The sequence below is a fragment of the Streptomyces sp. bgisy159 genome (genome assembly GCF_057707805.1).
Map to the genome: position 1 here is coordinate 68,553 of NZ_JBYIQX010000006.1, position 16,454 is coordinate 85,006.

The window sequence follows — 16,454 nt, forward strand, 5'->3', positions numbered from 1 at the left end:
GCGCCACCCCGACCCGGTCGCCCTCCTCGCGGTACAGCTCGCGGTACAGGCAGTACGGCCGGTGCATTCCCCAGGGTGCACCCGGGAGACCGGGCCGGGCCGCGCAACGTCGTCGCAGGCACACGAAGGGATCTGTTTCGCCCATGTACGCAGCATCGTCCTCCGTGTCCGCACCGCCCCGGCCGCTGCGCCCCCGTCAGGGCGGCGGCCCCTACCTCGACCCGACCGTGCGGACGGCGGGCTCCGTGCTCGGCGCCGGCCGTCCCCTGCGCGCTCCGGGGCTCGGCCCGCAGCCGCTCAGCGGGAGGATCGACCTGTCGGGCCCGCAGGGCGCACAGCTGCGCACGGCGATCGCGTCGGTGCACCGCATCTGCCCGGAGTTCGCGCCGGTCCAGGTGATGCGCCGCAGCGGCCGCTCGGTGCTGCTGGTCGGCACGACCGGACGCAGCACGGCCGTCGCCAAGTGTTTACTGGACCACTCCCCCGCGTGGGTCGAGCGGTTCGGGCACGAGATAGCGGCGTACCGCACGTTCGTCCGGCACCGCCCCCCGGTGCGGGTACCGAGACTGATCGCGGCGGATCCGGACCACTGCACGCTCGTCGTGGAGCGGATGGCGGGACGGCCGGCGGCGCTCCAGCGCCACCCCGTCGAGGCCCCGCCGCGCGCGGACATCCGGGCGGCGCTCGGCGCGATCTGCCGGCTCAACGCCTGGCGGCCGCCGGCGGGCACCTTCGACGCGCCGCTGGACTACGCGGCCCGGATCGCCCGCTACCACGAGCTGGGGCTGCTCACCGACCGGGACCTCGGCGACCTGCAGAAGCTGCTGCGCGGTATCGCGGCGAGCGCGGGCCGCCAGGGCATGGGCCAGTTCTGCCACGGCGACGCCCTGCTGGCGAACCTCCTGATGTCACCGGCCGGTCCCGTACTGGTCGACTGGGAGCACGCGGGCTGGTACCTGCCGGGGTACGACCTGGCGGTGCTGTGGTCGGTGCTCGGTGACGCCGCGGTGGCGCGCCGTCAGATCAGCCAGATCGCGCAGTCGGCGGGCCCGGCCTCGCGCGACGCCTTCCTGGTGAACCTGATGCTGGTGCTGACCCGGGAGATCCGCACCTACGAGACGGCCGTGCAGCGTTCGATGCACGACGCGGCCCCGACGGCCCCGGGGTCGGCCCACCCGGGCGCCGCGCCGTCCGGCGAGGAACAGCGGCTGCTGCTGCGGCGGCTGCACGACGACTGCCAGCTGGCCCGTCGGGCCGTGCGCGCGGCGGTCGGCACTCGCTGAGGGGAGCGGAGGTCCTCGGCGCACCGTGCTCCGCGGTGCGCCGAGGACCTTCGCATGTCCGGGTGCGGAACGCGCCGAAGCGCCTGCCGTCCGGGGATATGGGCAGTCCGTGGGCATGATTGACGGGGTGTCGGCCGACCGGTACCACTGAGGTCACGTCCGGCCCCGCACCTTCCCCCCACCTCTCGTGTCCCAGGAGGCCGCCTTGCGAGGTTCCGTCACCGTGTCCGGGCGCACCCGCCGAGGTGCGGCAGCCGTGGCGTCGGCGGCGCTGCTGCTGCCCCTGCTCGGCGCGGCCCCGTCCGACGCCGGGCCACCGGACGGCGGCGCGCTGCAGCGCGCGTTCGCCGCCGCGGCGGCCGAGTACCACGTGCCCGGCAGCGTTCTGCTGGGCGTCTCCTACCTGCAGTCCCGCTGGGACGCGCACGGCGGCGCGCCGAGCGTGGTCGGCGGCTACGGGCCGATGCACCTGACCGACGCCCGCACCGCGCTGGCCGGCGCCGAGCACCACGGCGGGGCCAGCGAGGACCCCCGGGGCGACTCCGCCCGCGCCGCGCTGCACCCGCGGGCGGACCTTCCGGCGGACACCGAGCTGCCCGCCCGGCTGAGGACACTGCCGAGGGCTGCGCAGCTGACCGGCGCCGACCCCGAGGAGCTGCGCGCCGACCCGGCGGCGAACATCGCGGGCGGCGCGGCCCTGCTGGCCGCCGCGCAGCGGGAGCTGGGCGAGCCGCCGAGCGCCGACCCGGCCGACTGGTACGGGGCGGTGGCCCGGTTCTCCGGCGCCGACGACCGGGCGACGGCGGCGGCGTACGCGCGCGACGTCTTCGACGTGATCCGGACCGGGCGGCGGCGCACCACGGACGCCGGGCAGCCGGTCGCGCTGGCGGCTCGGCCGGACGTGGTGCCCGACACCGCCCAGCTGGCGCGGACGGGTCTGCGGGCGGCGTCGGCGGCGGGCACCGAGTGCCCCGCGTCGGTGTCCTGCGAGTGGATCCCGGCGCCCTACGAGCGGTTCGGGGACGACGACTACGGCAACCACGACCTGGGCGACCGGCCGGCCTCGCAAGGCATCGACTACATCGTCATCCATGACACCGAGGGCGGCTGGGAGGGGGTCCTGAAGATGGTGCAGGACCCCACCTACGTGTCCTGGCAGTACTCGCTGCGCTCCACGGACGGCCACATCGCCCAGCACGTGAAGGCCAAGGACGTGGCGTGGCACGCGGGCAACTGGTACGTCAACGCCAAGTCGATCGGCCTGGAGCACGAGGGTTTCCTCGCCCAGCCGGACGCCTGGTACACCGAGGCGATGTACCGCGCCTCGGCCCGTCTGGTGCGCCACCTCGCCGCCACCTACGGCATCCCGCTGGACCGGCAGCACATCCTGGGGCACGACACCGTGCCGGGACCGACCGCGGCGACGGTCGCCGGGATGCACACCGACCCGGGCCCGTACTGGGACTGGCGGCACTACTTCGAGCTGCTGGGCAACCCGGTGCGGGCCTCTGCCCGCGCGGGCGGCGGGCTGGTGACGATCCGCCCGGACTACGCGGCCAACCGGCCCGTGTACACGGGCTGCGTCAGCGCGGGCGAGCCGTGTCCGGCGCACGGCTCCAGCGAGGTGCGGCTGTACGCGGACCACGACGAGGGCGCGCCCCTGATCGAGGACATCGGCCGCGGCACCGCCCCGACCACCGGCGTCAACGACATCTCCTCGCGGGTCTCGACGGGCCAGCAGTACGCGGTCGCGGACCGGTGGGGCGACTGGACGGCGATCTGGTACCTGGGGCAGAAGGCGTGGTTCCGCAATCCGGCGGAGCAGCCGACGGCGGTACCGGCCTCCGGGCTGGTGGTCACGCCGAAGGAGGGCCGGGACGGCGTTCCCGTCTACGGCCGTGCCTACCCGGAGGCCGCCGCGTACCCGCCGGGGGTGCCGGTCCAGACGGTGTCACCGCTGCCGTACACCCTGCCGGCGGGGCAGCGGTACGTGGTCGGCGACAGGGTGCCCGGCGAGTACTACTACTCGGTGACCTTCACGCAGGACTCGCACCGGGTCGTCGTCGGTGACGACCTGTACTACGAGATCCAGTACGGCCATCGGGTGGCGTTCGTGCGGGCCGCGGACGTGACGCTGCTGCCGTCGGCGTAGCCGGGGATCAGCCCTGCTGGAACAGTTCCGCCGGGAGCGGTTTCAGCAGGGCGTACAGGTCGTCGGTGATCGGGCGGTCCCAGGCCGCGATGGTGACCAGGACGTTGTCGCTGCGGTCGAACTGCACGCAGGAGATCCGGCTCTCCGAGAGCTTCAGGCGGCGCACGATCAGGAGGTTGTCGCCCTGCATCACCGGCACGTCCTCGGTACCGACGACGGTCACCTCCTCCTCGTTCTCCAGGGCCAGCAGCAGCTGGGCGACCTCGAAGGGGACCTCTCCGTCGGCGACCTCGCGGGCCGGGGAGCGCTCGGGCAGATTGCCGATGATCATCGCGGGACCGCGGCCGCCGAAGAGGTCGTAGCGCAGGAAGACGCCCTGGCAGCTGCCGTCGGGCGCGGGCAGCAGTCCGGCGCCCAGGTTGCCGGGCCAGTCACCCGGGTCCATGGCCAGGACGTCGAAGTCGGGCCCGGCGGGCGTGGCGCTGCGGCGGCGGAGGAACGACATGCCGCCATGGTACGTGGCCGAAGCCCCCGAACGCCGTGCGGGCCGGTCCCGAGCCGGGGTCCGGGGGCAGCGGCCGGCGTCAGGCGGGGCCGGTCCGGCGGCGCTCGTGGTGGCGGGCGGCGCAGGCGCGGTTGCCGCAGGACGGGCGGCACCGTTCCTGGCGGGGGCGGTCCTTGAGGAAGTGGCGGACGCGGCGCGGCGCGTGGCAGGCGCGCAGGCGTCGGAGGCCGGGGCCGGCGCGGAAGGCGATCGGGGCCTCGGCGAGGGCGGCCGACAGTGCGGGCGGCCCGCCGGTCGAGCACCGGTTCGGTGTCGTCGTCCCAGGTCAGGACGGGCACGGTCGGGGTGCGCGCGGCGGCCGGGTTGAGCCGGGCGAACGCCTCGGGTACGGGCAGCGGCCGGGCGGCGTCGGCGGGGCTGGGGGCGGCGGGCCGCACGGCGTGGGTGAGCAGGGCGCGGACGGCCGCGCGCAGGTCCCGTACGGCCCTCAGCCCGTCGGCGTCCGCGGCGAAGCCGGTGGTGCCCGGCAGGGCGTCGTGGTGGGCGCGGACCCGGTCCGTGAGCCCGGCCGGGTCGGCGAGGTCGTCGGCGACGCCGCCGTGGCCGTCGTGCCGGACGGTCAGCGCGAGATCGAGTACGAGCCGGCTGTCCCGGTCGCGCGCACCGCTGTCACCGGGTGCGCTCTGCGGGTGCTGCATGGCCCCGACGACAACCGCGGGCCGGGCCGGACCACCGGTGCAGCCGCCCGGTGCGGCCGCGACTCGGGGCGGTGCGCCGCGACCGTGCGCACCCGTCCGGCCAGCGCGGCGCCCGGCTGGGGCGGGGCGCCGTGGAAGCTGTGGGCCGGGGACGGGCCGGGGACGGGCCGGAGAACCGGGTTCCTGGTCCGGCGGCACCACGCGACGGCCCCACCGGAACCCGGCACGGCCGGGCCGCACGATCCGGCGGCCTTCACCGCGGCCCCGTGCGCACGAGGACCGCCGCGGGTGGCTCGGCGCCGCACCGCCCCCTCACTCCTGGACCGGCGCGGGGGGAACCACCACGATCGGGCACGCCGCGTGCAGCAGGGCGGCGTGGGTCACCGAGCCGAGCAGGCGGGCCGGGGAGAGGAGCCGACGCCGGTGGCGGCCGACGACCAGCAGATCGGCGCCTCGGGAGGCCTCGACCAGTCGGCCGGCGGCGTCGCCGGGAACCGGGTGGGCGTCGGCTCGGACGCCGGGGCGGCGGGCGCGGTGGGGGGCGAGGAACCCTTCGGCCAGGGTGCGGACCTCGTGTTCGACGGCCGCCTGGTCGACGCCCTGCGGGGCGAGTTCGGCGGGCGCGGCCCAGGTCTGGACCGGCCAGGGGTAGGCGGCGATCACCTGGACACGCAAGCCGCGCAGGGCGGCCTCGGTGAAGGCGAGGTCGAGGGTGGCGTCGTCGGGGCTGTCGGTCTTCAGGCCGACGACGACGCGCGGGCCGCCCTCGGCGGGCGGGGATTCGTCGCGCGCGGCGTCGGGCCGGGGCACCACCACGACCGGGCACTCGGCGTCCCGGGCGGCGGTCAGGCTGTTGGAGCCGAGCAGCAGGCGGGCGAATCCGCCGCGCCCGCGCGAGCCGAGGACGAGCAGCTGGGCCTCGCCGCCGAGCCCGGGCAGCAGCACGCCGGGCGCGCCGTCGAGTCCGACGTACTCCGTCTCGGGCAGGTCGCCGAGCGCCTCCACGTGGGCGCGGGCGGCGTCCAGGACCGGATCCTGCTCCGGTGGCGGCGGCACGACGAGGGGCGCGCCGGGCGGTGTCCAGGCGATGTACTGGCGTACGTGCGCCACGCGCAAGGGTGCGCCGCGGCGGCGTGCGGCGTCGGCGGCCCAGTCGAGGGCGCGCAGGCTGTCCTCGGAACCGTCGACCGCCGCGACGACCGGCAGTCCGGTCATGGTCCTCACCTCCGGATTACGACCTCGCTCCTGCGAAAGGGGCCGGTGCGCCCCCGGTGCCACCTTCCCGCAGGTGTCCGGCCCGGCAGGGCGGTGCGCGGTCGCGTGTCCGGAAAAAGGGGTCCGGCACCCCCGTTCGGCCCGCCGCGGCGGGCTCAGGTGAGGTCGAACTCCCCTTCCCGTGCGCCCGAGACGAAGGCGCCCCACTCGGCGGGCGTGAAGATCAGGGAAGGGCTCTCGGGGCGGCGGCTGTTGCGCATCGCGATGAACCCCTCGACGAAGGCGATCTGGACATCTCCCAGGCCTCGGCTGCTGGACTGCCAGTCGGCGTTGCTGAGGTCCAGCTCCGGCTTGTCCCAGCCCGCGAGCCGCTGTTGCTGGATGGTGCTCTCGGCCACGTCCGTGCTCCTCCCGGTTCCGTCGTCCGCGGGCCAGCCTAGCGATCGGCCCGGGACGCCGACAGGTCACGTGAGAGACCTTTCGGCCGGGGCCCCCGGCACCGGCTCAGGAGTCCGGGGGCCGGTCGCCCACCAGCCACATGGCGAAGAACTGGGAGCCGCCCCCGTAGGCGTGCCCGAGGACCCGGTGGGCCCGCGCCAGCTGGTGTTCGCCGGCCTGGCCGCGCACCTGCAGGGCGGCCTCGGCGAAGCGGATCATGCCGGAGGCGCCGATGGGGTTGGTGGACAGCACCCCGCCGGACATGTTGACGGGCAGGTCGCCGTCGAGCGCGGTCGCCCCGGACTCGGTGAGCTTCCAGCCCTCGCCCTCGGCGGCGAAGCCCAGGTTCTCCAGCCACATCGGCTCGTACCAGGAGAACGGCACGTACATCTCGACGGCGTCGATGTCCCGGCGCGGGTCGCCGACGCCGGCCTGCCGGTAGACGTCGGCGGCGCAGTCCCGGCCGGCGCGGGGCGAGACGGCGTCCTTGCCGGCGAACAGGGTCGGCTCGCTGCGCATGGCGCCGCCGAGGAGCCAGGCCGGCCGGCGGGTGGCGCGGGCGGCTCCGGCGCGGTCGGTGAGGACCATGGCGCAGGCGCCGTCGGAGGACGGGCAGGTCTCGGAGTAGCGGATGGGGTCCCACAGCATGGGCGAGGCCATCACCTTCTCCAGGGTGAGGTCCCGCTCGTGCAGGTGCGCGTAGGGGTTCTTCAGGGCGTTGCGCCGGTCCTTGTGGGCGACCAGCGCGCCGATGGTGTCGGGGGCGCCGCTGCGCCGCATGTAGGCGCGCACGTGCGGGGCGAAGAAGCCGCCGGCGCCGGCCAGCAGCGGCTGCTGGAAGGGGATCGGCAGGGACAGCCCCCACATGGCGTTGGACTCGGACTGCTTCTCGAAGGCGAGGGTGAGGACGGTGCGGTGGACGCGGGCGGCGACGAGGCCGGCCGCCACCAGCGCGGTCGAGCCGCCCACCGAGCCGGCGGTGTGCACCCGCAACAGGGGTTTGCCGACCGCGCCGAGGGCGTCGGCGAGGTACAGCTCGGGCATCATGACGCCCTCGAAGAAGTCGGGTGCCTTGCCGATGACGACGGCGTCGATGTCCGCCCAGGTCGACTCGGCGTCGTCCAGGGCGCGTCGGGCGGCCTCGCGGACCAGTCCGGCGAGGGAGACGTCCCGGCGGGCGGCCACGTGCTTGGTCTGGCCGATGCCTACGACGGCCACGGGCTCCTTGCTCATCGGGGATCCCCTTCGAGGACGGCGACCAGGTTCTGCTGCAGACAGGGGCCGGAGGTGGCGTGGGCGAGGGCGCGGTCGGAGTCGCCGCGGTGGATGCGTGCGGCGGCCTCGCCGACGCGGACGAGCCCGGTGGCCATCATCGGGTTGGCGGCGAGGGCGCCGCCGGAGAGGTTGACGCGCACGCTGTCGTCGAGCCGCAGCGCCCGGCGCAGCACGACCTCCTGGGAGCTGAAGGGCGCGTGCAACTCCGCGGTGTCGACGGGCCGTCGGAAGGCGCCGGCGTTCTCGGCGGCGAGCCGTGCGGAGGGCGAGTCGGTGAGGTCGCGCACGCCGAGGGAGTGGGCCTCGACGCGGTGGTCGACGCCGCGGATCCAGGCGGGCCGCTCGCACAGTTCGCGGGCGCGCTCGCCGGCCGCGAGGACGACGGCGGCGGCCCCGTCGCCGACGGGCGGGCAGTCGCCGGTGCGCAGGGGGCGTACGACGTAGTCGCCGTGCGGTACCGAACCCCTGAGCTGGGCGTGCGGGTTGAGGGTGGCGGCGCGCCTGCTGCGGGTGCCGATCGCGGCGAGCGCGGGCTCGTCGGTGAGGCCGGCGTCGATCAGGGCCTGGGCCTGGAGCGCGGCGAGGGCGACGGAGTCGGGCCACAGCGGGGCGAGGTAGTACGGGTCGAGCTGGCGGGTGAGGACGTCGCGGGGGGAGCCGGGCGAGGACTTGCCGTAGGCGTAGACGAGCGCGGTGTCGGCGTCGCCGGTGAGCAGTTTGGTCCACGCCTCGTACAGGGCCCAGGCGCCGTCCGTCTCGACGTGGGACTCGGAGATGGGCGGCCAGGCGCCGACGCCGTCGAGGGCGAGGGTGAAGGAGAAGGCGCGGCCGGCGAGGTAGTCGCTGGAGCCGGAGCAGGTGAAGCCGATGTCGGCGGTCCTGAGGCCGGTGCGGGCGAGGACGTCGTGCAGGACCGGCATGAGCATCTCCACCTCGGAGAGCTCGTCGGTGGTGCGCCGGGTGTCGGACTGCGCGAAGGCGACGACCGCGATGTCCCGTGTCACAGGAGCTCCTTGTAGGTGTCGTAGGCGGCGTCGGGTTCGCCGGTCGGCCGGTAGTGGTCGGGGTACCGGCCGTCCTCGGTCCACACCGGTTCGACGCGCAGGCCCATGCGGACCTGGTCGTAGGGGATGCCGCCGATCCGGCCGTGCAGGGCGAGGTCGGCGCCGTCGAGGGCGATGTGCGCGTAGACGTAGGGCACTTCTATGTCGAGGTTCTTCGCCTTGATGTTGACGATGCAGAAGGTGGTGACGGTGCCGCGCGGGCCGACCTCGACCTGTTCCGAGGTGGCGACACCGCAGGTGGGGCAGGCGCCCCTCGGCGGTACGTACACCTTGCGGCAGGCGGGGCAGCGTTCGCCGACGGTCCGGTGTTCGGCGAGCGCGTGGATGTAGGCGGACTGGGCCCGGCCGGGCGAGTAGGTGTAGTCGAGGCGTGCCGGGGCGACGATGCCGGTGACGGGGTCGTGGAAGGCGCCGGTGTGTCCCGCGGTTCCGGCCGGTTCACCGTCGTGGGGCTCGAAGCAGGCGATGTCCGTGATGGCGCCGGTCCGCTGGTCGGCCCAGCGGATGCGGACCCTGGCGCCGGTGCGTACGTGTTCGGACCCGGGGACGTCGAGGGCGTGCAGCAGGGCGGTGTCGGAGCCGTCGAGCCGGACCAGCACCCAGGCGAAGGGGGTGGCGAGGGGCTGGCCACGGCGCGGGGCGTGGTTCCAGGCCCAGGTGGTGACGGTTCCGGTGGGCGCGACTTCGACCAGGTCGCCGATCTCGTCGGCGGTGACGGGGTCGTACTCGACGGGCGGTACGAGAACGCGTCCGTCGACGCCCCGCACACCGAGGACGACGCGTTCCCGAAGCCCGGTGAGGAAGGCGCTCTGGACGGGGCCGAGGGAGCGGGTGAACGGGAACTCGACGGTGAGCGGGGCCTTGAGGGCTTCGGTCATCGGGGGCGTGCCTCCTTGGGAGATCGGGGGGCGGAGGGGGCGAAGCCCTCTCAGGGGGCCGGGGGCTGCGCGGCCGGCCAAGGACAAGCCGCACCGAACCACCGCGCGAGCCGGCGCGGCGTCACGCGCGCCGGTAGACGGGGGCCCGCTTCTCGGCGAACGCCCGGGCCCCCTCCTTGGCGTCGGCCGTGTCGAAGACCGGCCATCCACGCTCCAGTTCGGCGGCGAGCCCGTCGCGCTCGGACAGGTCGGCGGTCTCGTACACGGACGCCTTCACGGCCTCGACGGCGAGCGGCGCGCAGGCGTTGATCCGGTCGGCGGTCTCCAGGGCCCGGTCGAGGGCGGTGCCGTCGGGTACGACGTGGCCGATCAGGCCGATGTCCGCGGCCTCGCGGGCGCTGTAGGGCCGTCCGGTGAGCAGCATCTCCAGGGCGTGGGTGCGCGGGATCTGGCGCTGGAGGCGGACGGTGGAGCCGCCGATGGGGAACAGTCCGCGGCGTACCTCGAACAGGCCGAAGACGGCGGACTCGCCGGCGACGCGGATGTCGGTGCCCTGGAGCATCTCGGTGCCACCGGCGACGCAGTGCCCCTCGACGGCGGCGATCACCGGTTTGCGGGGGCGGTGGTGGCGCAGCATGGCCTTCCAGTGCAGGTCGGGGTCGGCCTTGAGCCGGTCCCGGTACTCCTCGCCCGTCATGCCCCGGCCGGCCAGGGCCTTGAGGTCCATGCCGGCGCAGAAGTCCCGGCCCGCGCCGGTGAGGACGACGGAGCGGACGCCGTCGTCGGCGTCGGCCTGAAGCCAGCCGTCGTGGAGGCCGACGAGCATCGGCAGCGAGAGCGCGTTCCTGGCGTCGGGCCGGTTGAGGGTGAGGACGAGGGTGGCGCCCTCGCGTCGCACGGTGAGGTGTTCGGTTCCGCCCATCGCCGTCTCCCGTCTCCGCGCGGCCGGCAGGACGAGAACAGGTTGCAGGAGGCGCGGGGTCACTTCAAGGGTTTTCTGACAGTCAGTCAGAGATTTTCTGATGGCTAGTCAGATTGGTGGGGCCGGGACCCTTCCCAGTTGCGGCGCCCTTTGCTCTGATGACCGGCGAACCGTCGTGGGAGCCGGACCGTCACGGGGCCAGGAGGAGCGGTGGAGTACAACCTTGCCGATCTGTTCGAGTCGGTCGTCGACGTGGTCCCGGACCGCGAGGCGCTGGTGTACGTCGACCACCCCGGCACCGGCGCCGTCCGCCGGCTGACGTATGCCGAGCTGGACGCGGCCGCGAACCGGATCGGCCACCACCTCCTCGACCGCGGGATCCGCCCCGGCGAGCACCTGGGACTGCACCTGTACAACGGGGTGGAGTACCTGCAGACGGTACTGGGCTGCCTGAAGGCACGGGTCGTGCCGGTCAACGTCAACTACCGCTACGTGGAGGAGGAGCTGGCGTACCTCTACCGGGACGCCGATCTCGTGGCGCTGGTCTTCGACGGCGAGTTCTCGGACCGGGTGACGGCGGCGCGGGCGAGCGCTCCCGGCCTGCGGCACCTGATCCGGGTGGGTCCGGGCGGACCGGGCGTGCCCTTCGCGGACGCCGAGGCGGGCGGGTCGCCGGAGCGTGGCTTCCCGGCGCGGTCGGGAGACGACCTGTTCATCATCTACACCGGCGGGACGACCGGTCTGCCGAAGGGGGTGATGTGGCGTCAGGAGGACCTGTTCTTCGCGGGCCTCGGGGGCGGCGCGCCGACCGGGGAGCCGGTGTGCAGGCCGGAGGAGTTGGCCGAGCGGGTGGCGGCGGGCGGCGCGGGGATCACCTTCTTCCCCACTCCCCCGCTGATGCACGGCACCTCCACGCTCACCGCGTTCGTCGGCTTCCACTTCGGCCAGCGTGTCGTGCTGCACCGCAAGTTCGTGCCCGAGGAGGTGCTGCGGACGGTCGAGAAGGAGAAGGTGACCAGCGTCTCCCTGGTCGGCGACGCGATGCTGCGGCCGCTGATCGACGCCCTGGCGGGGCCGATGAAGGGCACGGACTGCTCGTCGGTGTTCAGCGTGTCCTCGTCCGGGGCGATCATGTCGGACACGGTCCGGCGCCAGTTCCAGGAGCTGCTGCCGAACGCGGCGCTGCTCAACAACTTCGGTTCCTCGGAGTCCGGCTTCAACGGCACGGCGGCCCAGGACGCCGGTCCGGAACGCGGTTTCCGCATCCGTGTCAACTCCCGGACCGCGGTCGTCGACCCGGTGACCCGCGAGCCGGTGCCCCCCGGCGAGGTGGGCCGGGTGGCGCAGCACGGGCACGTGCCGCTCGGCTACTACAACGACCCGGCGAAGACCGCCGAGACGTTCTTCGAGCGGGACGGCGAGCGCTGGGTGCTGCTGGGCGACATGGCGACGGTCGACGAGGACGGGGTGGTGACCGTACTCGGGCGTGGGTCCCAGTGCATCAACACCGGGGGCGAGAAGGTGTACCCGGAGGAGGTCGAGCAGGCGCTGAAAGCCCACCCGGACGTGTACGACGCGCTGGTGGCCGGGGTGCCGGACGCGCGCTGGGGCAGTCACGTGGCGGCGGTCGTCCAGCTCCGGCCGGGTGCGCCGCGCCCCTCCCTGTCGGACATCCAGCGGCACTGCCGGGCGCGGCTCGCCGGTTACAAGATCCCCCGCCAGCTGGTTCTCACGGACGCGGTCCGCCGCTCCCCCAGCGGCAAGGCGGACTACCGGTGGGCACGGGAGGTGGCGGCGGAGACGGCGCCGGAGGCGGACGCCTGAGGGGCCGCCCGCCACACCGTCGGGGACCGTTCGCCCCTACCGGAAGCCGTCGGGCCGCGTCCGCCCGCGCCGGCCCCTCGCGGCCCGCGTGGGCGGGCGCTCCGCCACGGTGTCCGCCCGCCCTCCAGCGGCACCCGGCCGTGTCCGCGCGCCTCATCCCGCCGAGGGTGCAGCGGCCCCGTCCAGGAACGCGGTGACGCGGCGGACGAACCGGTCGGCGTCGTCCATCCAGGGGTAGTGCCCGGCGCCGGACTGGACGGCGACCTCGGCGCGCGGGAAGGCCGCGGCGGTACGGCGGGCCAGCTCCGGGCGGGGGCCGCCGTCGAGTGAGCCGGCCAGCAGCAGCACCGGGGCGGTCAGCCGGGCCAGGCGGGCCCGGAGCTGGGCCGGGTCGACCGCGCTCTCGACGCCGGCGTAGTAGCGGTCGTGCGCCTCCTCTGCGGTCTGCGCGGCGTCCGCCGCGGCGAGCGCCTGCGCGGCGGCGTCCCAGCGGCCGTGGAAGAAGGGCGTGATGTCGTCCTCGTAGGCCCCCTCCCCCGCCAGACAGGCCACCAGCTTGGGGTACGCCCGGGCGAACCACGGTTCGTCCTGCCGCAGCCGGGCCGCGGCGAGCCGGTCGTCCGCCGTCGCCCGCAGGCCCAGCGGCCGCACGGCGGTGGTGACGAGCACCAGCCGGGACACCCGGTGGGGGTACCGGGCCGCGTACAGCACGGCGAGGCTGCCGCCGGCGGAGTGCCCCAGAAGGGCGGTCCGCTCCAGTCCGAGACGGGCCCGCAGGGCCTCCACGTCGTCGACCTGCCGGTCGCAGCGGTAGGTCTCCGGGTCCGCCGGGACCGCCGAGTCGCCGGTGCCCCGCAGGTCGAGGAGGAACAGCCGGCGGTGGGACGTGAGCCCGCCGAGGTCGCCCAGATAGGCGGAGGCCCGCATCGGTCCTCCGGGCAGGACCACGAGGGGCTCGCCCTCGCCTCTGACGTGGTAGGCGAGCCGGGTTCCGTCGGCCGCGGGAAAAGTCGGCATGTCCACGATCCTGGCGGCCCACCGCCGCTCACGGCAACGAGGTTTCCGGCGGTGACCCGTCCCGGGAAATCGCCGCCGGACCCTTGCCTGAGCCGCACCCGCCTGAATAACTGATCCCCAGCACCACGACCGAATGATCGGTCGACGGGAACCAACGGCCGGTCGGCGAGGGAGAGTGCCCATGGCGGAGGCGAGGGACCTGCTGGACGCGGGTGAGCGGCTGGACGCGCACGCGCTGCGGACGCTGCAGCTGGAGCGGCTGCGCTCCGCGCTGCGGCACGCGTACGCCGACGTGCCGTTCTACCGGCGCGCCTTCGACCGGGCCGGCGTCCACCCGGACGACTGCCGCTCCCTCGCCGACCTGGCCCGCTTCCCGTTCACCACCAAGGCGGACCTGCGCGACAACTACCCGTACGGCATGTTCGCCGTCCCCCGCGAGCGGATCCGCCGCATCCACGCCTCCAGCGGCACCACCGGCCTGCCGACGGTGGTCGGCTACACGGACGCCGATCTGTCGATGTGGTCGGACATGGTGGCCCGTTCGATCCGTGCGGCGGGCGGCCGGCCCGGCGACACGGTCCACGTGGCGTACGGCTACGGCCTGTTCACCGGCGGCCTCGGCGCCCACTACGGCGCCGAGCGGCTCGGCTGCACGGTCGTCCCCGCGTCCGGTGGCATGACGGCCCGCCAGGTGCGGCTGATCCTGGACCTGGAACCCCGGATCATCATGGTCACCCCGTCCTACATGCTCACCCTCCTCGACGAGTTCGAGCGGCAGGGCGTCGACCCGCGCTCCACCTCGCTGGAGGCCGGGATCTTCGGGGCGGAGCCCTGGACGGAGGAGATGCGCCGTGAGATCGAGGAGCGGTTCGCGATCGACGCGGTCGACATCTACGGGCTGTCGGAGGTGATCGGGCCGGGCGTGGCGCAGGAGTGCGTGGAGACCAAGGACGGGCTGCACGTGTGGGAGGACCACTTCTACCCCGAGATCGTCGATCCGGTCACCGGGGAGGTGCTGCCGGAGGGCGAGGAGGGGGAGCTGGTCTTCACCTCGCTCACCAAGGAGGCGATGCCGGTCGTCCGCTACCGCACCCGTGATCTGACCCGGCTGCTGCCGGGCACCGCCCGCGCCTTCCGGCGGATGCGGAAGGTGACCGGCCGCAGCGACGACATGGTGATCCTGCGGGGGGTGAACCTGTTCCCCACACAGATCGAGGAGATCGTTCTGCGCACGCCGGGAGTGGCCCCGCACTTCCAGTTGCGGCTCACCCGCGAGGGCCGCCTCGACGCCCTCACGGTGCGTGCGGAGGCCCGACCCGGCGCGACGCCGGAGGACAGGGAGCGGGCCGCCCGCGCCATCGCGGCGGCCGTGAAGGAGGGCGTCGGGGTGTCGGTCGGCGTGGAGATCGTGGACCCGGAGTCGCTGGAGCGGTCCCTCGGCAAGCTGCGCCGGATCGTGGACGAACGCCCCCGCTGACCCGCGCTCCGCGCCAGGGGGAGCGGTCAGCCGAACCGCTCCCGCAGCTCCCGCTTGAGGATCTTGCCGCTGGCGTTGCGCGGCAGGGCGTCCACGAAGAGGATCCGTTTCGGCGCCTTGAACGCGGTCAGCCGCTCCCTGACGTGGTCGGCCAGCTCGTCCTGGGTCACCTCACCGCGCGCCACGACGACCGCGGTGACCGCCTCGATCCACTTCTCGTCGGGCACGCCGATCACCGCGGCCTCGGCGACGGCCTCGTGCGTGTACAGCGCGTCCTCGACCTGCCGCGAGGCGACCAGCACCCCACCGGAGTTGATGACGTCCTTCACCCTGTCGACGATCGTGAAGTAGCCCTGGGCGTCGCGCACCGCGAGGTCGCCCGAGCGGAACCAGCCGTCGCGGAAGGCGTCGGCCGTCTCCTCGGGCCGGTCCCAGTAGCCCTCGCACAACTGCGGTGAGCGGTAGACGATCTCGCCGGGTGTGCCGTCCGGCACGTCCTTGCCGTCCTCGTCGACCACCCGGGCGTCCACGAAGAGGACGGTCCGGCCGCAGGAGTCGAGGCGGCCCTCGTGCTCGTCCGGGCCGAGCACCATCGCCAGCGGGCCGATCTCGCTCTGGCCGAAGCAGTTGTAGAAGGCGAGCCCCGGCAGCCGGGACCGCAGCCGCTCCAGCACGGGCACCGGCATGATCGACGCCCCGTAGTACGCCTTGCGCAGGCCGCCGAGATCGCGTTCGGCGAAGTCGGGGCGGCCGGCGAGGCCGATCCACACGGTGGGCGGGGCGAACAGGCTGTCCACGCGCCCCTGTTCGATCAGGTCGAAAAGCAGGTCGCCGTCCGGGGCGTCCAGGACGATGTTGGTGGCGCCGACCGCGAGGTACGGCAGCAGGAACACGTGCGTCTGCGCCGAGTGATAGAGGGGCAGCGCGTGCGCGGGCCGGTCGCCGGCGCTCAGGTCGAGGGCGGTGATGGCGCTCAGGTACTCGTGCACCAGCGCCCGGTGAGTCATCATCGCGCCCTTGGGCAGGGCGGTCGTGCCCGAGGTGTACAGGAGCTGTACGAGGTCCTCGCCCCGCGCCTCCGGACCGTCGTACGGCGCCGTCCCTGGCAGCCGGGCGAGCAGCGCGTCGTCGGTGTCGCGCAGGGGGAGCACGCGGGTGCCGGCGGGCAGCCGGCCGACGAGTGCCGGGTCCGCGAGGACCAGCGCGCTGCCCGACTGGCGGACGATGTACGCGAGGTCGTCGCCGGTGAGGTTCTGGTTGACCGGCACGTGCACCAGGCCCGCGCGTGCGCAGGCCAGGAAGGCGATGAGGTAGGCGTCGCTGTTGTGGCCGTAGGCGCCGACCCGGTCACCGGGGGCGAGGCCCTGCGCCAGGAGGACGGCCGCCGCCCGGGAGACGGCGTCGTCGAGTTCCTCGTAGGTCCAGGAGCGGTCGCGGTACTCGACCGCGACCCGCGCCGGGGAGCGCCGGGCGCTGCGCCGCAGCACCCCGTCGACCGTACTGCCGTGTCCGGGCCTCATGACCCACGATCCTCAGCCGGGCGCGGGTGCCGGTCAAGTCACCGGCGTCCGGCCGCCGTCGGGCCGCGGGACCGTCTCCCGCGGCACGGCCGTCGCACACGCCGCCGCCGGCCACGGCCGCCTCCTCGCGGTGATCCCGCCGAGCACCGCAGCGACCGCGACGGGCGGCCGCCCTTGCCGTGGGTC

Annotated in this window: 13 protein-coding genes and 1 pseudogene; 4 read left to right on the top strand and 10 right to left on the bottom strand. The window is 74.5% G+C overall.

What is annotated here, in order from left to right; translation table 11 throughout:
- Positions 1-143 precede the first annotated feature (143 nt).
- Together AC3ET3_RS08570 and AC3ET3_RS08575 are read left to right on the top strand one after the other, a co-directional pair.
- On the top strand, positions 144-1,283 hold the full coding sequence (locus tag AC3ET3_RS08570) for an aminoglycoside phosphotransferase family protein (RefSeq protein ID WP_432157373.1): 1,140 nt from the start codon (positions 144-146) through the stop codon (positions 1,281-1,283).
- Positions 1,284-1,488: 205 nt separating this feature from the next.
- The gene (locus tag AC3ET3_RS08575; protein WP_435611925.1) at positions 1,489-3,435 is read left to right on the top strand and encodes an N-acetylmuramoyl-L-alanine amidase; all 1,947 of its coding nucleotides are present in this window, start codon (positions 1,489-1,491) and stop codon (positions 3,433-3,435) included.
- 7 nt (positions 3,436-3,442) lie between these two features.
- On the opposite strand, the gene AC3ET3_RS08580 is transcribed toward AC3ET3_RS08575, so the two are convergent.
- From AC3ET3_RS08580 to AC3ET3_RS08615, 8 genes and pseudogenes are all read right to left on the bottom strand, one after another.
- Complete coding sequence (locus AC3ET3_RS08580; protein ID WP_432138030.1) at positions 3,443-3,940, bottom strand: hypothetical protein; 498 nt, start codon at positions 3,938-3,940, stop codon at positions 3,443-3,445.
- Positions 3,941-4,019: 79 nt separating this feature from the next.
- Positions 4,020-4,638: pseudogene (locus tag AC3ET3_RS08585) on the bottom strand (ABATE domain-containing protein).
- A gap of 312 nt (positions 4,639-4,950) precedes the next feature.
- Positions 4,951-5,853 (bottom strand): universal stress protein, encoded by a 903-nt coding sequence (locus tag AC3ET3_RS08590; RefSeq protein ID WP_432157371.1) that lies wholly within the window; start codon positions 5,851-5,853, stop codon positions 4,951-4,953.
- Positions 5,854-6,008: 155 nt separating this feature from the next.
- Positions 6,009-6,251: a DUF397 domain-containing protein gene (locus AC3ET3_RS08595; protein WP_432138028.1), complete on the bottom strand. Its 243-nt coding sequence runs from the start codon at positions 6,249-6,251 to the stop codon at positions 6,009-6,011.
- 106 nt (positions 6,252-6,357) lie between these two features.
- Complete coding sequence (locus AC3ET3_RS08600; RefSeq protein WP_432138027.1) at positions 6,358-7,524, bottom strand: thiolase domain-containing protein; 1,167 nt, start codon at positions 7,522-7,524, stop codon at positions 6,358-6,360.
- Positions 7,521-8,570, bottom strand: coding sequence for a thiolase domain-containing protein (locus AC3ET3_RS08605; RefSeq protein WP_432138026.1), 1,050 nt, complete (start codon positions 8,568-8,570; stop codon positions 7,521-7,523). Before AC3ET3_RS08605 ends, AC3ET3_RS08600 begins: the two co-directional genes overlap by 4 nt.
- A complete protein-coding gene (locus AC3ET3_RS08610; RefSeq protein ID WP_435611926.1) occupies positions 8,567-9,508 on the bottom strand; it encodes a Zn-ribbon domain-containing OB-fold protein in 942 nt (313 codons plus the stop codon). The genes AC3ET3_RS08605 and AC3ET3_RS08610 overlap by 4 nt, the downstream gene beginning before the upstream one ends.
- Before the next feature lie 121 nt (positions 9,509-9,629).
- Positions 9,630-10,430, bottom strand: coding sequence for a crotonase/enoyl-CoA hydratase family protein (locus tag AC3ET3_RS08615; RefSeq protein ID WP_432138024.1), 801 nt, complete (start codon positions 10,428-10,430; stop codon positions 9,630-9,632).
- 210 nt (positions 10,431-10,640) lie between these two features.
- Here AC3ET3_RS08615 and AC3ET3_RS08620 point away from each other — a divergent pair, with 210 nt between their 5' ends.
- Positions 10,641-12,254: an acyl-CoA synthetase gene (locus tag AC3ET3_RS08620; protein WP_432138023.1), complete on the top strand. Its 1,614-nt coding sequence runs from the start codon at positions 10,641-10,643 to the stop codon at positions 12,252-12,254.
- Positions 12,255-12,407: 153 nt separating this feature from the next.
- On the opposite strand, the gene AC3ET3_RS08625 is transcribed toward AC3ET3_RS08620, so the two are convergent.
- Positions 12,408-13,271 (bottom strand): alpha/beta fold hydrolase, encoded by an 864-nt coding sequence (locus AC3ET3_RS08625; RefSeq protein WP_432157369.1) that lies wholly within the window; start codon positions 13,269-13,271, stop codon positions 12,408-12,410.
- A 181-nt stretch (positions 13,272-13,452) separates the two neighbouring features.
- On the opposite strand from AC3ET3_RS08625, the gene paaK reads away from it, so the two are divergent.
- Positions 13,453-14,748 (top strand): phenylacetate--CoA ligase PaaK, encoded by a 1,296-nt coding sequence (paaK, locus tag AC3ET3_RS08630; protein WP_432138021.1) that lies wholly within the window; start codon positions 13,453-13,455, stop codon positions 14,746-14,748.
- A 26-nt stretch (positions 14,749-14,774) separates the two neighbouring features.
- Here paaK and AC3ET3_RS08635 read toward each other — a convergent pair whose 3' ends face one another.
- A complete protein-coding gene (locus tag AC3ET3_RS08635; RefSeq protein ID WP_432157368.1) occupies positions 14,775-16,268 on the bottom strand; it encodes a fatty acyl-CoA synthetase in 1,494 nt (497 codons plus the stop codon).
- Positions 16,269-16,454: the final 186 nt, after the last annotated feature.

Excerpts from the sequence above, each read along its gene's own strand:
- AC3ET3_RS08570 (WP_432157373.1), top strand. The coding sequence starts at position 144 with ATGTACGCAGCATCGTCCTCCGTGTCCGCACCGCCCCGGCCGCTGCGC.
- AC3ET3_RS08580 (WP_432138030.1), bottom strand. The coding sequence starts at position 3,940 with ATGTCGTTCCTCCGCCGCCGCAGCGCCACGCCCGCCGGGCCCGACTTC.
- AC3ET3_RS08590 (WP_432157371.1), bottom strand. The coding sequence starts at position 5,853 with ATGACCGGACTGCCGGTCGTCGCGGCGGTCGACGGTTCCGAGGACAGC.
- AC3ET3_RS08600 (WP_432138027.1), bottom strand. The coding sequence starts at position 7,524 with ATGAGCAAGGAGCCCGTGGCCGTCGTAGGCATCGGCCAGACCAAGCAC.
- AC3ET3_RS08610 (WP_435611926.1), bottom strand. The coding sequence starts at position 9,508 with ATGACCGAAGCCCTCAAGGCCCCGCTCACCGTCGAGTTCCCGTTCACC.
- AC3ET3_RS08615 (WP_432138024.1), bottom strand. The coding sequence starts at position 10,430 with ATGGGCGGAACCGAACACCTCACCGTGCGACGCGAGGGCGCCACCCTC.
- AC3ET3_RS08625 (WP_432157369.1), bottom strand. The coding sequence starts at position 13,271 with ATGCCGACTTTTCCCGCGGCCGACGGAACCCGGCTCGCCTACCACGTC.
- paaK (WP_432138021.1), top strand. The coding sequence starts at position 13,453 with ATGGCGGAGGCGAGGGACCTGCTGGACGCGGGTGAGCGGCTGGACGCG.
- AC3ET3_RS08635 (WP_432157368.1), bottom strand. The coding sequence starts at position 16,268 with ATGAGGCCCGGACACGGCAGTACGGTCGACGGGGTGCTGCGGCGCAGC.